At 52.8% G+C, this 12,614-nt stretch carries 14 protein-coding genes; 5 read left to right on the top strand and 9 right to left on the bottom strand.

Annotated features, from left to right (window positions below; translation table 11 throughout):
• Positions 1–23: 23 nt before the first annotated feature.
• Positions 24–1,874, bottom strand: a complete 1,851-nt coding sequence (locus VSR74_RS01475) for a bifunctional sugar phosphate isomerase/epimerase/4-hydroxyphenylpyruvate dioxygenase family protein (protein WP_347793048.1) — start codon at positions 1,872–1,874, stop codon at positions 24–26.
• 126 nt (positions 1,875–2,000) lie between these two features.
• Between VSR74_RS01475 and VSR74_RS01470 the strand changes: the two genes are divergently transcribed.
• Positions 2,001–2,639 carry a TetR family transcriptional regulator gene (locus tag VSR74_RS01470; protein ID WP_347793047.1) on the top strand — a complete coding sequence of 213 codons (639 nt, stop codon included), beginning with the start codon at positions 2,001–2,003 and terminating at the stop codon, positions 2,637–2,639.
• A 4-nt stretch (positions 2,640–2,643) separates the two neighbouring features.
• Here the strand turns inward: VSR74_RS01470 and fumD are convergent, their stop codons facing one another.
• Positions 2,644–2,856: a fumarate hydratase FumD gene (gene fumD / locus VSR74_RS01465; protein ID WP_347793046.1), complete on the bottom strand. Its 213-nt coding sequence runs from the start codon at positions 2,854–2,856 to the stop codon at positions 2,644–2,646.
• 196 nt (positions 2,857–3,052) lie between these two features.
• Between fumD and ynhH the strand changes: the two genes are divergently transcribed.
• The 3 genes from ynhH to VSR74_RS01455 all read left to right on the top strand — a co-directional run bounded on the left by ynhH (position 3,053) and on the right by VSR74_RS01455 (position 5,309).
• Positions 3,053–3,340 (top strand): protein YnhH, encoded by a 288-nt coding sequence (gene ynhH / locus VSR74_RS23290; protein ID WP_459349915.1) that lies wholly within the window; start codon positions 3,053–3,055, stop codon positions 3,338–3,340.
• A 7-nt stretch (positions 3,341–3,347) separates the two neighbouring features.
• Positions 3,348–4,760: a pyruvate kinase PykF gene (pykF, locus tag VSR74_RS01460; protein WP_347793045.1), complete on the top strand. Its 1,413-nt coding sequence runs from the start codon at positions 3,348–3,350 to the stop codon at positions 4,758–4,760.
• A gap of 312 nt (positions 4,761–5,072) precedes the next feature.
• Complete coding sequence (locus VSR74_RS01455; RefSeq protein ID WP_007374746.1) at positions 5,073–5,309, top strand: major outer membrane lipoprotein; 237 nt, start codon at positions 5,073–5,075, stop codon at positions 5,307–5,309.
• A 63-nt stretch (positions 5,310–5,372) separates the two neighbouring features.
• Here the strand turns inward: VSR74_RS01455 and ldtE are convergent, their stop codons facing one another.
• The 7 genes from ldtE to sufA all read right to left on the bottom strand — a co-directional run bounded on the left by ldtE (position 5,373) and on the right by sufA (position 12,018).
• Positions 5,373–6,389: a L,D-transpeptidase LdtE gene (ldtE, locus tag VSR74_RS01450; RefSeq protein ID WP_347793044.1), complete on the bottom strand. Its 1,017-nt coding sequence runs from the start codon at positions 6,387–6,389 to the stop codon at positions 5,373–5,375.
• Positions 6,390–6,492: 103 nt separating this feature from the next.
• The gene (gene sufE / locus VSR74_RS01445; protein ID WP_347793043.1) at positions 6,493–6,909 is read right to left on the bottom strand and encodes a cysteine desulfuration protein SufE; all 417 of its coding nucleotides are present in this window, start codon (positions 6,907–6,909) and stop codon (positions 6,493–6,495) included.
• A gap of 12 nt (positions 6,910–6,921) precedes the next feature.
• Entirely contained in the window at positions 6,922–8,142 is a 1,221-nt protein-coding gene (gene sufS / locus VSR74_RS01440; protein WP_347793042.1) for a cysteine desulfurase SufS, read from the bottom strand.
• Complete coding sequence (gene sufD, locus VSR74_RS01435; RefSeq protein WP_347793041.1) at positions 8,139–9,413, bottom strand: Fe-S cluster assembly protein SufD; 1,275 nt, start codon at positions 9,411–9,413, stop codon at positions 8,139–8,141. The genes sufS and sufD overlap by 4 nt, the downstream gene beginning before the upstream one ends.
• Positions 9,388–10,134 (bottom strand): Fe-S cluster assembly ATPase SufC, encoded by a 747-nt coding sequence (sufC, locus tag VSR74_RS01430; RefSeq protein ID WP_347793040.1) that lies wholly within the window; start codon positions 10,132–10,134, stop codon positions 9,388–9,390. The genes sufD and sufC overlap by 26 nt, the downstream gene beginning before the upstream one ends.
• A gap of 16 nt (positions 10,135–10,150) precedes the next feature.
• Positions 10,151–11,638: a Fe-S cluster assembly protein SufB gene (gene sufB / locus VSR74_RS01425; RefSeq protein ID WP_347793039.1), complete on the bottom strand. Its 1,488-nt coding sequence runs from the start codon at positions 11,636–11,638 to the stop codon at positions 10,151–10,153.
• A gap of 11 nt (positions 11,639–11,649) precedes the next feature.
• On the bottom strand, positions 11,650–12,018 hold the full coding sequence (gene sufA, locus VSR74_RS01420; RefSeq protein WP_347793038.1) for a Fe-S cluster assembly scaffold SufA: 369 nt from the start codon (positions 12,016–12,018) through the stop codon (positions 11,650–11,652).
• A gap of 372 nt (positions 12,019–12,390) precedes the next feature.
• Here sufA and VSR74_RS01415 point away from each other — a divergent pair, with 372 nt between their 5' ends.
• Positions 12,391–12,582 (top strand): YegP family protein, encoded by a 192-nt coding sequence (locus VSR74_RS01415; protein WP_347793037.1) that lies wholly within the window; start codon positions 12,391–12,393, stop codon positions 12,580–12,582.
• The last annotated feature ends 32 nt before the right edge of the window (positions 12,583–12,614 follow it).

Here is a 12,614-nt window from a genome sequence, read left to right as displayed (position 1 = left end):
CCGGAGTGAACCGGTTGGTACAGCTACAGCAACTGACGGTACTGCATCGCCGAAAGGCGTACAGCGGCGTTTGCTGCCCCATACTGGGCGTAACCTTCCCGCCTTTCGGTCAATTCAAAAAAGAAGCGACCTTCACTGAACGGCCAGCTATAGCGATGGAAAAACTCCCCGCCCTGCGCGTCACGGTCATAGAGGATTTGCTGCTGCTTCAGCGTTGCCATCATTTCCGGCTGACCAAAACGCGCGACTAAATCGTCGTAGTAGTTTGCCGGAACAGGTAATGCGATAGACGATGCGAAAGGCGGCGCTTGCGATAAATCACGGCAGGAAAAGGCCGCATGTTGTAAGCCCGCGCCCTGATAGCAGGCCACCGAACGTGCGATCTGCGTAGCGCGGCTTTGCGAAATATTGAGCGCGAAACGAATATTGCCCTGCGGGCTTTGCACCGCCAGGCTACGCACCAGACCGTAGGGATCGGGCATGGTTTGTTCATGCTCCAGAACAAAACCAAAGACAGAACGGAAGAACATCACCCAGTTATCACGGCTATCGGCTTCCATTCCCAGAGCCAGATGATCAATGCCAGTGAAGCCGCCTGGGTTTTCATCGGGCGTCAGATTGAAGTCCTGGGTGTAAATATTCTGATTTTCATCAATAAGATAGATAAGGCTACCGTCCGGTGCGCACACGGCCGGGATCGTACTTTCATTCGGGCCCGCCTCCCCCTGCCAGGTGGCATAGCCATAAGCGCGCGCGCGGGCGATCACCGACGCGCTGTCGCTCACGCGCAGAGCCATCGCGCAAAGCGAAACCCCATGACGCTGATAGAAGTGGTCAGCCCAGCTATGGGGTTGATAATTAATGACAACCCGCGCCTCGCCGTTGCACCACAACGCCACCTGCTTTGAGCGGTGCATCCCGGTCTGGCGAAAGCCCATCCCGGCCAGCATCATTCCCAGTTTTTTCGCATCAGACGGGCTTGCGGCAAATTCAATAAATTCCATCCCGTGCCACTGCGGCAAAGGCCGGGAGGTAAACAGGTCGGCATCGGTCTGCCCTAACGCCTGCCGGGTTTGCTCCTCCAGCCACAGCAATGAACGGTAGCCATCCTTTGCCGTCGCGCCGTTGGGAGAGGCGCGAAAACCATCGTTGAAGATTTCCAGCGACCAGGGCCCGCGATAGCCCCGACGGGTCAGTTCACTGGCAAACTCAATCAGCGGAAGCTCACCCTGCCCAGGGAAGCATCGAAAATGGCGGCTCCACTCAAGCACATCCATTTTCATCAGCGGCGCATCCGCCAGTTGCAGAAAGGTTATGCTCTCCAGCGGCACGTCATCGAGCCGTTTCAGGTTGTCGCCGAGTGAGAGAACATGGAAGCTATCCAGTACGATACCCATCGCCGGACTATTGACTGCCTTTACCCGCTCCCACGCCTGATACCAGTGGTTAACATGCGTTCCCCACGCCAGCGCTTCATAGCCGATGCGAATATTTTCCTGCTCCGCAAGCGTCGCCAGGGCGCGCAGATCCGCCACCTGAAGGTCAAAATCTGCGGAGCAATGGGGAGAGACATTGCTGCACAACAACAGCGTGTCGCAACCCAACTCATGCATCAGCGCAAATTTACGCCGTGCTCGCTCAAGGTTGGCGGCAAACTGTTCGCGGCTCTCCCCTTCGAAATCACGAAAAGGCTGAAATAAGGTGATTTTTAATCCCAGATCGTCGGCCAGCGTTCGGATCTCAGCGGGCGTACCGGTATAATAGAGCAGATCGTTTTCAAAGATTTCAACACCCTGATAGCCCGCCGCCGCAATGGCGCTCAGTTTTTCAGGCAATGTTCCGGAGATCGAAACAGTGGCAATAGAGCGCAGCATCGGCTTCCCCTGTTATGACGAATAGATGGAATGAATATGAATCATTTGGTTCATTCCTGCCATGTTTGGTTGCCAAATTGTGATCATTACGTGTATTTTTTGTTCTTGGAAAAAACAGGAGTTGTTATGTCCACCGTTGTTCACGATGAAGCGCATTCTCTGAAAGAGAGGATTTTCACCGCCGCGATCGCCATTTTTGCAGAGCATGGGCTGGCTGGCGCACGCATGGAGCAGATTGCCGGAGAGGCGCAGACCACCAAGCGTATGGTGGTCTATTACTTTAAAACCAAAGAGGCGCTTTACCAGGCCGTGTTGCAGTACGTCTATACGCGCATTCGCGAAACGGAACAGCAGCTTGGGCTGGAAAATTGCCCCCCGGTGGAGGCACTGGTACAACTGGTAAAATGGAGTGTGCGCTATCACGCCACCCATGCAGACTTTATGCGAATTATTTGCATGGAGAATATGCAGCGCGGGAAGTGGCTACTGTCCTCGGACAACTTTAAGCAGGTCAATAAAAGCGCCCTGTCCCTGCTTGAAAATATTTTACAGCGTGGCCAGCAGCAGAATATTTTTCAATCGGATATCGAAGCGCGTGATGTCCATCGCCTCATCAGCAGTTTTAGCTTTTATCAGGTCTCCAACTTTTACAGCTTTAACAGTCTGTATCTCGATGGCCCGCTGCCGGAAATTGATGATGAAGCTTTAATTGCGCATCATAGCGATATTGCAGTAAAAGCCGTTCTGCGATTTGTTATTGCCTGACGTATTACTGCCCTGCAAGCGCCTTAATGACCTTTTCCATGGCTTGCTGGGTTAATTCTGAACGCTGGACTTTGCTGTTTGCCAGCGCGGTGCGCACAACGCCCGCAATCACAATATGTTTCGGCTCCTGGCCTAAATCACGCATTTCCAGCACAACTTTGCCCACTACCCGGCACATCTCCTGGTACATCGCTTCATCTTTGCTGAGATTTCCCATCGTCATCTCTCCCTTTTTCCATTAATAATCAAAATATTATTGATTTAAATCCGCGATAAATCAAATTCATCAATGACGAACGCGTGAAACGCAAAAGTCGTACTTTACGACCTTTGGCCCGGTAAAAAGAATTTTCATGTTGTTATAATACCTTACTGGAAAAGTTTTTATTTTGTTAACCCAAGTCTTTTAATTTTTGAAACGCTGTTTTTATTTTCTTTTTTCGCTGCAACACCGTATAATACGCGCCGATTCTTTCTTGAATGGTTTCAGCTCATTGAACTGTATTAATAACCGACAAAAACATCGTATCTTTCAGTTTGCTGAATCGCTAGCACACTTTCCTCTGCACGCTTTTTTGATGTCACCTATCCTTATGATGGCGTGGCGTTGCAAGTTTCGTATCACCGGTTTGACTCCGTGGCCGTGCGCTTATGGAGCGAGATTCCCATATCCTTCTCAACTTACTCAACTTAAAGACTAAGACTGTCATGAAAAAGACCAAAATTGTTTGCACCATCGGTCCGAAAACCGAATCCGAAGAGATGTTAGGCAAAATGCTAGACGCGGGCATGAACGTTATGCGTCTGAACTTCTCCCACGGTGACTATGCTGAACACGGTCAGCGCATCCAGAACCTGCGCAACGTGATGAAGAAAACCGGCCAGAAAGCCGCTATCCTGCTGGATACCAAAGGCCCGGAAATCCGTACCATCAAGCTGGAAGGCGGCAATGACGTCTCTCTGAAAGCAGGCCAGACTTTCACCTTCACCACTGACAAATCTGTTGTCGGCAACAGCGAAATCGTTGCAGTAACCTATGAAGGTTTCACCACCGACCTGTCCGTTGGCAACACCGTTCTGGTTGACGATGGTCTGATCGGCATGGAAGTTACCGCTATCGAAGGTAACAAAGTTATCTGTAAAGTGCTGAACAACGGCGACCTGGGCGAAAACAAAGGCGTTAACCTGCCGGGCGTTTCCATTGCGCTGCCAGCTCTGGCCGAAAAAGACAAACAGGATCTGATCTTCGGTTGCGAGCAAGGCGTTGACTTTGTGGCGGCGTCCTTCATCCGTAAACGTTCTGACGTTGTTGAAATCCGTGAGCACCTGAAAGCACACGGTGGCGAGAAGATCCAGATCATCTCCAAAATCGAAAACCAGGAAGGCCTGAACAACTTCGACGAAATCCTCGAAGCTTCTGATGGCATCATGGTTGCGCGTGGCGACATGGGCGTTGAAATCCCGGTTGAAGAAGTTATCTTCGCGCAGAAAATGATCATCGAAAAATGTATCCGCGCTCGTAAAGTCGTTATCACTGCGACCCAAATGCTGGATTCCATGATCAAAAACCCGCGCCCTACTCGCGCAGAAGCGGGCGACGTTGCTAACGCCATCCTGGATGGTACCGATGCTGTCATGCTGTCCGGCGAATCCGCTAAGGGTAAATACCCGCTGGAAGCTGTGACCATCATGGCGACCATCTGCGAACGTACCGACCGCGTGATGACCAGCCGTCTGGAGTTCAACAACGACAGCCGTAAACTGCGTATCACCGAAGCTGTTTGCCGCGGTGCGGTAGAAACGGCTGAAAAACTGGATGCGCCGCTGATCGTGGTTGCAACCCAGGGCGGTAAATCCGCTCGCGCAGTACGTAAATACTTCCCGGATGCCACCATCCTGGCTCTGACCACCAACGAAACGACTGCTCGCCAACTGGTACTGAGCAAAGGCGTTGTACCGCAACTGGTGAAAGAAATCTCTTCTACTGATGATTTCTATCGTCTGGGTAAAGAAGTCGCTCTGGAAAGCGGCCTGGCGCAGAAAGGCGACGTTGTCGTGATGGTTTCCGGCGCACTGGTTCCAAGCGGAACCACCAATACGGCATCCGTACACGTACTGTAATAATTTACAGATCTATTTCAGATGCGAATAAAAAGCGCCCTTCGGGGCGCTTTTTTTATTACCTCTAATCACCATGCTCAATAAAAAAGCAAATCGGATTTCACTATTTAAATGCTGGTTATCTAAGATGAATCCGATGGAACTCCACTGTTTTCATAGCATTTTTCTTTCATCAGGGGAAAAGTCGATGCTTCTTTGAGCGAACGATCAAAAATAAGGGTTTTAGGATAAAAAAATATTCTCAAGATAAAAAAGTTTGTGTAATACTTGTAACGCTACATGGAGATTAACTCAATCTAGAGGGTATTTATAATGAATCGTACTAAACTGGTACTGGGCGCGGTAATCCTGGGTTCTACTCTGCTGGCAGGTTGCTCCAGCAATGCTAAAATCGATCAGCTGTCTTCTGACGTTCAGACTCTGAACGCTAAAGTTGACCAGCTGAGCAACGACGTGAACGCAATCCGTTCCGACGTTCAGGCTGCTAAAGATGACGCAGCTCGCGCTAACCAGCGTCTGGACAACCAGGCTCACTCTTACCGTAAGTAAGAGTTCTGGTAATAAAATGGCGCACATTGTGCGCCATTTTTTTTGCCTGTGATTTATCTCCCGCTATTGCGTTACCGTTCCTGACACGCCCCCTTCTGCAACGACATCACCACGCTTATCACTCTGCATCGATAATGACGGCTCTGTCGCGCGTGCTGTGCCTTTTTCAGCACTCACGGCGACCGGATACCCCGCCCGACGCGTCAACGCTTTCTGGAGCTGCTCCTTGCTCACATCAGTGTGCTGAGAAAATTGCGTAAAATCGGACGAGAGCGTGAAGCTCAGATTCTGCGTATCCTGCTCCGGGTTCTGCGAGAGCGGACGATGAACCTCGACATAACGCATGCCATTTGGCTCAACCGAATACTTCACCGGCTCATTAATCACCCTCACCGGCGTCCCACTACGAACCTGACTGAACAGCGCTTTAATGTCCGGCGCGTTCATGCGAATACAGCCTGAACTTACGCGCAGCCCCACGCTATCCGGCGCGCTGGTGCCGTGAATCAGGTATTCGCCGTTGCCGTAAGCAAGACGCAGCGCATAGCGCCCTAACGGATTATTCGGCCCGGCGGGCACAACCGCAGGGAGATTTATCCCTTTCGCCGCAGAGCGGGCGCGAATCCCCGCAGGTGGCGTCCAGGTTGGATTGGGGATCTTTTGCCCTACCCGGGTCGTCATTTCCGGCGTTTCGAGTCCCTGTAGCCCAATCCCTATGGGATAAACCTGCACCTGGTTTTCTCCCGGCGGGAAATAATAGAGCCGCAGCTCCGCCAGATTGACAATGATGCCTTCACGCGGAGCATCCGGTAGCAGCATCTGCGAAGGGATGGTCACAACCGTTCCCGGTTTTGGCACAGGCGCCATCGTGTTGTTGGCCTCGATGAGCAACATCGCCGCCGTGTCGAAACGTCGCGCGATGGCCTGCAAGTTACGATCGCCCTCCTGAACCGTATAGGTTTGGTTCTGGCCAATCAGACGACTATTGGCAGGAGGCAGCGGATAATCAACGGCCCAGGCGCTATGCACAGCGCTGAGGGCAGCCAAAATGCTAAGAGTAATAAGAGACGCGCGCTTCATATGGGATTCCTTATTCACATTCACTGACAAACCGCCAGAAAGCAGAACGGCCAGCGAGGCGCTTCCTGCCTCGCGTAACTGTATGAAAGCTGTCTATATTATATTAGCTGAAGTTAGCCACTTGCGCGCGTATCGCGCGAATCATGGCTTCCAGCCCCTGCGAGCGCGAGGGCGTGAGGTGTTGCGTGAGCGCCATCTGGCTAAACCACGGGCGGACATCAAAGGCGAGAATATCTTCCGGCGTCATTTTGTCATAGAGGATGAAAACGACGGCAATCAACCCTTTTACGATTGCGGCATCGCTATCGCCCTGTAATTCGACCGCGCCGTCAGCATTACGAGAAACCACAATCCACACCTGGCTCTGGCAGCCCTGAATAATATTCTCCGGGCTATGCGCCTCAGCGCTTAACGGCGCGAGTCGCTGGCCAAGTTCGATGATATAGAGATACTTCTCTTCCCAGTTGGCGCAGCGGCCAAAGTTGCGCAGCAGCTTCTCTTTATCCGGTAAAGCAGCCATTGTTCCTCCCTGTTATCCCAATAAGTGATGAATACGCCGCAGCCCCGTCACCAGGCGGTCGATCTCTTCAAAGGTGTTGTACATCGCCAGCGACGCCCGGCACATCGCCGGAACCTGATAGAAAGCCATCAGCGGCATCGCGCAATGGTGCCCGGTGCGAACGGCAATGCCGTAGTTGTCGAGAAAACTGCCGACGTCATAGGCGTGATGCGTCCCCAGATTAAAAGCGATAACACCCAGCCTGTCCGACGGGCCATAAAGATGAAGATCGGGAACATCAGCCAGCGCATCGAGTGCGTAGCGCATCAGCGTTTGTTCATACTCGCCAATCGCCGCAAGCCCCAACCCATTGAGGTAATCAAACGCTGCGCCGAGTCCGATAATACCGCCCGTATTCGGCGTGCCCGCTTCGAACCGCCACGGCGCTTTCGCCCAGGTGGTGCCTTCCGTCAGGCTGACGGTGGCAATCATCGAGCCGCCACCTTCCCAGGGCGGCATCGCCTGCAGGATATCCTCTTTCACATACAGCACGCCGATACCGGTAGGGCCATAAAGCTTATGGCCTGAGAAGGCATAGAAATCGCAATCCAGCGCCTGCACATCGACCGGGTGATGCATCACCGCCTGCGCACCGTCCACCAGCACTTTCGCCCCGTGCTGATGCGCTTGCGCAATCAATGCCGCAACCGGGTTTTCGGTTCCCAGCACGTTAGAAACCTGAGTCACCGCCAGGAGCCTCGTGCGTTCATCAAACAGCGGCGCGACCTTTTCCATCTGCAACGTGCCGTCCTGATTAAGCGGGATCACCCGCAGCTCTGCGCCGACCCGGGCGCAGAGCATCTGCCATGGAACAATATTCGCGTGGTGCTCCATGGCGGTGATGATGATGTTATCGCCCGCCCGAACGTTCTCCTGCCCCCAGCTATTGGCAACAAGGTTGATAGCCTCGGTGGTACCGCGCACAAAGATCAGTTCTTCAGCGGAACGCGCATTGAGGAAGTTCGCGGCTTTCTGGCGCACCTCTTCCATTCTCTGGGTCGCTTCGGCGCTAAGGGTGTGGATCCCCCGATGTACCGCCGCATAGCCGTGGCGATAAAATTCCGCTTCGGCGCGGATCACCTGTTCTGGTTTTTGCGCGCTGGCGGCAGAATCAAGGTAAGCCAGCGGCTGTCCATTCACTTCCCGACTCAATACCGGGAAATCGGCGCGAACCTGTTGTACGGAAAACGTCATTGTGCACCTCCTGGCAAACGCTGGCCGATACGCGCCAGGATCTGCTGTTTTAGCGCCTCATTAGGGATCGCTTCCGTCAGCTCAGCGGCAAAAGCGTAAATGATTATCTTGCGCGCATCCTGTTCGCTTATTCCGCGCGATCGCAGATAGAAGAGTTGCTCATCGTCAATACGCCCCACCGTCGCGCCGTGGCTGCATTTCACATCATCAGCATAGATTTCCAGTTGCGGTTTGGTATCGGCTTCCGCCAGTCGGCCAAGCAGCAGATTGTTGTTCGTCATCTGCCCGTCGGTTTTAATTGCGTGTTTGGCGACGTTAATCAGGCCGTTAAACACGGCGCGACCTTTATCGTTGACGATAGTTTTATGCAACTGACGGCTGTTGCAATAGCCTTTGTTGTGTTCAAGCCAGGTGCGGCTGTCGCACACTTCAGCTTTCACCGGCATCGCCAGGCTATTGATGCGCAGGGTGCTGTTTTCCCCATTAAGCTGAGTGCTGGTGTGATGGCGCGTGACGGCGGCCCCCAGCAGGAAGCTGCTGCTATGAGCGCTCGCATCCTGTCCCAGACGAATGTCATTATGAGCGAAGTGGTAGCTCTGCGGGTTTTCAAACCCCATTTTCAGGTGGTGCAAATGGGCATTGTCGGCAACGTCCATCGAGAAACGTGCCCCGGTAAAGTGACGCTGTTCATTGAGGCTGACGTAGTGTTCGATAACCGTCGCTTCCGCTCCCGTCGCAAGCTGAATATGGTGGCGATAGTGCGCAGTATTCATTTCATCGCTCGCCAGGCCGCGCGTGATATGCATCAGCAGCAAGGGTTTCGCCGGGCGCTGATTACGCGCTACGTGAATATGCGTTACCGTCGATGCCAGGCTTTCCGTCAGATGCAGAAATATCTCGCTGTTGATGGCGGCAGGTAATCCTTCCCGCAGGTTGTTAACCGTGACGTTAAAGCCGCTCTCTTCAAGCGGGTCACTCAACCCCGGCGCAAACTGGCCATCGACGAACACCAGTCGCCAGGCGTCCAGCGTCAATGCCAGCGAATCCGGGACGATATCGTCAAGCGTCGTCGCCACCGGCGCAACAAACTGACTGTTGAGCAAACCGTCCAGCGCGGTGTATTTCCAGTCTTCATCTTTACGCGTCGGCAATCCTAAGCGCAGCACCTGTTGCAGATGCTCACGCGCCTGCGGCGAACGCGTCCCGCCCTGCGCCTCGAACAGATGATGCCACTGTTGCAGTGCGTTACTGCTGTTCGGTAAGCCAGCCATAGCCCTGCTCCTCCAGTTGTTTCACCAGGGTGAAGTCTCCGGATTTCACGATCCGCCCCTGGTAAAGAACATGCACCACATCCGGTTTGATGTAGTCGAGAATGCGCTGGTAGTGGGTGACGATAATGAACGATCGCTTACCGTCGCGCAGCGAGTTTACGCCATCAGCGACAATCTTCAGGGCATCGATATCCAGCCCGGAATCTGTTTCATCGAGGATACACAGTTCCGGCTCCAGCACCGCCATTTGCAGAATATCATTGCGCTTTTTCTCACCGCCGGAGAAACCGACGTTTACCGAGCGGGTCAGCAGATCCTGCGGCATCTTCAGCAGATTGATTTTCTCTTCCATCAGATCCTGAAAGTCGAAGCGATCCAGCGCTTCCTGGCCCCGATATTTACGCACGGCATTGAGCGCCGTTTGCAGGAAAAACTGGTTACTGACGCCTGGGATCTCCACCGGATACTGGAAGGCCATGAAAATACCTTCTCCCGCCCGGTCTTCCGGCGAAAGTTCAAGGAGATCTTTGCCCTTAAACGTTACCGCGCCGCCGGTGACTTCGTAATCTTCGCGTCCGGCAAGGGTCGCCGAGAGCGTGCTTTTCCCTGAACCGTTCGGCCCCATAATGGCATGTACTTCGCCAGGCTTAACATCAAGGCTCAAACCGCGCAGGATCGCTTTCTCTTCAACTGCAACCTGCAAATCTTTAATACTTAACATAGTGTTCCCTTAACGCTTATCCGACGCTGTGTTCGAGGCTTATCGCCAGCAGTTTTTGCGCTTCCACGGCAAACTCCAGAGGTAGCTCGGAGAAGACGTCCTTACAGAAGCCATTGACGATCATTGAGATGGCATCGTCTTCGCTGATCCCGCGTTGCAGGCAGTAGAACAACTGATCTTCGCCAATGCGCGAGGTTGTCGCTTCATGCTCCAGTTGGGCGCTGTTGTTGCGGCACTCGACATACGGGAAAGTATGCGCGCCGCAGTCGGGGCCAATCAGCATAGAGTCGCACTGGGTGTAGTTGCGGGCATTCGTCGCAGTCGGCATGATTTTCACCAATCCGCGATAGCTGTTCTGGCTTTGCCCTGCAGAGATGCCTTTCGAGATAATGGTCGATTTGGTGTTTTTGCCGATATGGATCATTTTGGTGCCCGTATCCGCCTGCTGATGGCCGCTGGTCAGTGCAACCGAGAAGAACTCACCAATCGAGTTATCACCGCGCAGAATACAGCTTGGGTATTTCCAGGTGATGGCTGAACCGGTTTCCGACTGAGTCCATGACATTTTGCTGTTTTCGCCTTCGCACAACGCGCGTTTGGTGACGAAATTCAGTATGCCGCCGGTGTTGTTATCACCTGGGAACCAGTTTTGTACCGTGGAATATTTTACTTCCGCATCTTTGTGGATAATAACCTCAACCACTGCGGCATGAAGCTGATAGCTGTCGCGCACCGGTGCGGAACAGCCTTCGATGTAGCTGACATAGCTGCCTTCATCCGCCACCAGGATCGTGCGTTCAAACTGACCGGTTTTTTCCGCATTGATACGGAAATAGGTCGACAACTCCATCGGGCAACGCACCCCTTTCGGAATGTAGATAAAGGTGCCGTCAGAGGCGACCGCCGCGTTCAACGCCGCGAAAAAGTTATCGTTGGAGGGCACCACCGTCCCCAGATACTGTTTAACCAGTTCCGGATGATCGTGGATCGCTTCGCCAAACGAGCAGAAAATGATCCCCTGCTCTGAGAGTTTTTCCCGATAGGTCGTGGCGACAGAGACAGAGTCGAAGATAGCATCCACCGCAACCTCTTTGCCCTCACGCACCGGTACGCCAAGCTGGTTAAACGCGGCTTCCACTTCATCGGTCAGGAAGGCGTTAGCGCCTGTTTGCTGCACCGCGCCCGGCTCAGATACGCAGTTCTCATCGCAGTTACCGCAGGATGGCGCGGAATAATAGCTGTAATCCTGATAATTGAGCGACGCATAGTTTGCCTTGAGCCAGTGTGGCTCTTTCATCTGCTCCCAGGCATGGAACGCATTCAGGCGGAACTCCAGCATCCACTCAGGTTCATTGCGTTTCGCCGAAATGGCGCGAACCACCTCTTCGTTGATTCCTTTGGCCAGTTCGTCGGTTTGTAACCGGGTATAAAAGCCCTCTTTGTAGTTCAGCGGGCCGCCGGTCCAGGTTTTGACATCGTCAGTTGCTTCAGTATTGCGCGTCATAATCGTACCGCCTATACCCCAAAACTTTCGCCGCAGCCGCATTCGTTCTGCGCTTTCGGGTTATGAAATTTAAATATCTGATTTAATCCTTCGCGCACATAATCCACTTCAGTGCCGTCGATAAAAGGCATGGCCTGAAGGGGAACCCACAGCTTTGCGCCCTCAGATTCGAACAGCAGATCGTCCTCACGGGGGTCGCTTACCGTATCCAGCACGTAGCCGAATCCGGCGCAGCCCGTCTGCTTAACACCCAGACGCACTCCCTGAATGCCCGGCTGCTTACTCACCAGATTGCGAATTTGCGCTGCCGCAGCGGGCGTCAGCGTCAGGCCGCGCCATGCGAAATCATTGGGATCAAAGGTTCCTGAATCTACATCCATTGGTCTACCTCACTGGTTAAGCCATCAAAGGCATAACACCATGTTAGTGATAATGATTATCACTTCAACCCATCCGCAACAGGGGTATTCTCATCAGACCCGCTTTACAGATGCTTTTTATAAGCATAGACCCTGAATCCACAGGCAACCGGGATAGCTATATTTTTACAACACTTTGAAAAATAATAGATTAAGGAAGAGTAATCGCTGGAAGTGGTTGATGAATAAAAGATGTATTGTTAATGCCTATTTATTTGATAGCTTTTCGACCTTTCAGCCCCTCTCGCTCACACTAACGGTACGCAGACTTGCCGGATCGCTAAATCTGACCTACATCATTGATGACCCCCTTCAAAATTAACGGGAGAAATCATGGGTTATTATGTTATTAAGAAATCCGAAAAAGCCGTTGCGCAGCCGTGGTATTTTTTACTAAAGGCCGATAATCACGAAACCATTGCGACCAGTGAAATGTACTCAAGTAAGGATGCGGCGAAAAAAGGGATCGCGTCCGTTCAGAAAAATGGCGCGAGTGATACGGTTAAAGACGATACGGTCAAATAAGCAAAAGGCCCAGCACATTGGGCCTTTTCATC

The organism is Pseudocitrobacter cyperus (genome assembly GCF_039889165.1).
GTDB classification, from domain to species: Bacteria; Pseudomonadota; Gammaproteobacteria; order Enterobacterales; family Enterobacteriaceae; genus Pseudocitrobacter; species Pseudocitrobacter cyperus.
The sequence above is the reverse complement of the archived record's forward strand: the minus strand, read 5'-3'. Positions and strand labels throughout refer to the sequence as shown.

What these genes read in the sequence shown, in the direction of transcription:
- VSR74_RS01475 (WP_347793048.1), bottom strand. Translation starts at nt 1,874, where the DNA reads ATGCTGCGCTCTATTGCCACTGTTTCGATCTCCGGAACATTGCCTGAA.
- sufB (WP_347793039.1), bottom strand. Translation starts at nt 11,638, where the DNA reads ATGACGCGCAATACTGAAGCAACTGACGATGTCAAAACCTGGACCGGC.
- fumD (WP_347793046.1), bottom strand. Translation starts at nt 2,856, where the DNA reads ATGGGAAATCTCAGCAAAGATGAAGCGATGTACCAGGAGATGTGCCGG.
- sufA (WP_347793038.1), bottom strand. Translation starts at nt 12,018, where the DNA reads ATGGATGTAGATTCAGGAACCTTTGATCCCAATGATTTCGCATGGCGC.
- pykF (WP_347793045.1), top strand. Translation starts at nt 3,348, where the DNA reads ATGAAAAAGACCAAAATTGTTTGCACCATCGGTCCGAAAACCGAATCC.
- sufC (WP_347793040.1), bottom strand. Translation starts at nt 10,134, where the DNA reads ATGTTAAGTATTAAAGATTTGCAGGTTGCAGTTGAAGAGAAAGCGATC.
- VSR74_RS01415 (WP_347793037.1), top strand. Translation starts at nt 12,391, where the DNA reads ATGGGTTATTATGTTATTAAGAAATCCGAAAAAGCCGTTGCGCAGCCG.
- sufE (WP_347793043.1), bottom strand. Translation starts at nt 6,909, where the DNA reads ATGGCTGCTTTACCGGATAAAGAGAAGCTGCTGCGCAACTTTGGCCGC.
- VSR74_RS01470 (WP_347793047.1), top strand. Translation starts at nt 2,001, where the DNA reads ATGTCCACCGTTGTTCACGATGAAGCGCATTCTCTGAAAGAGAGGATT.
- ldtE (WP_347793044.1), bottom strand. Translation starts at nt 6,389, where the DNA reads ATGAAGCGCGCGTCTCTTATTACTCTTAGCATTTTGGCTGCCCTCAGC.
- VSR74_RS01455 (WP_007374746.1), top strand. Translation starts at nt 5,073, where the DNA reads ATGAATCGTACTAAACTGGTACTGGGCGCGGTAATCCTGGGTTCTACT.
- sufD (WP_347793041.1), bottom strand. Translation starts at nt 9,413, where the DNA reads ATGGCTGGCTTACCGAACAGCAGTAACGCACTGCAACAGTGGCATCAT.
- sufS (WP_347793042.1), bottom strand. Translation starts at nt 8,142, where the DNA reads ATGACGTTTTCCGTACAACAGGTTCGCGCCGATTTCCCGGTATTGAGT.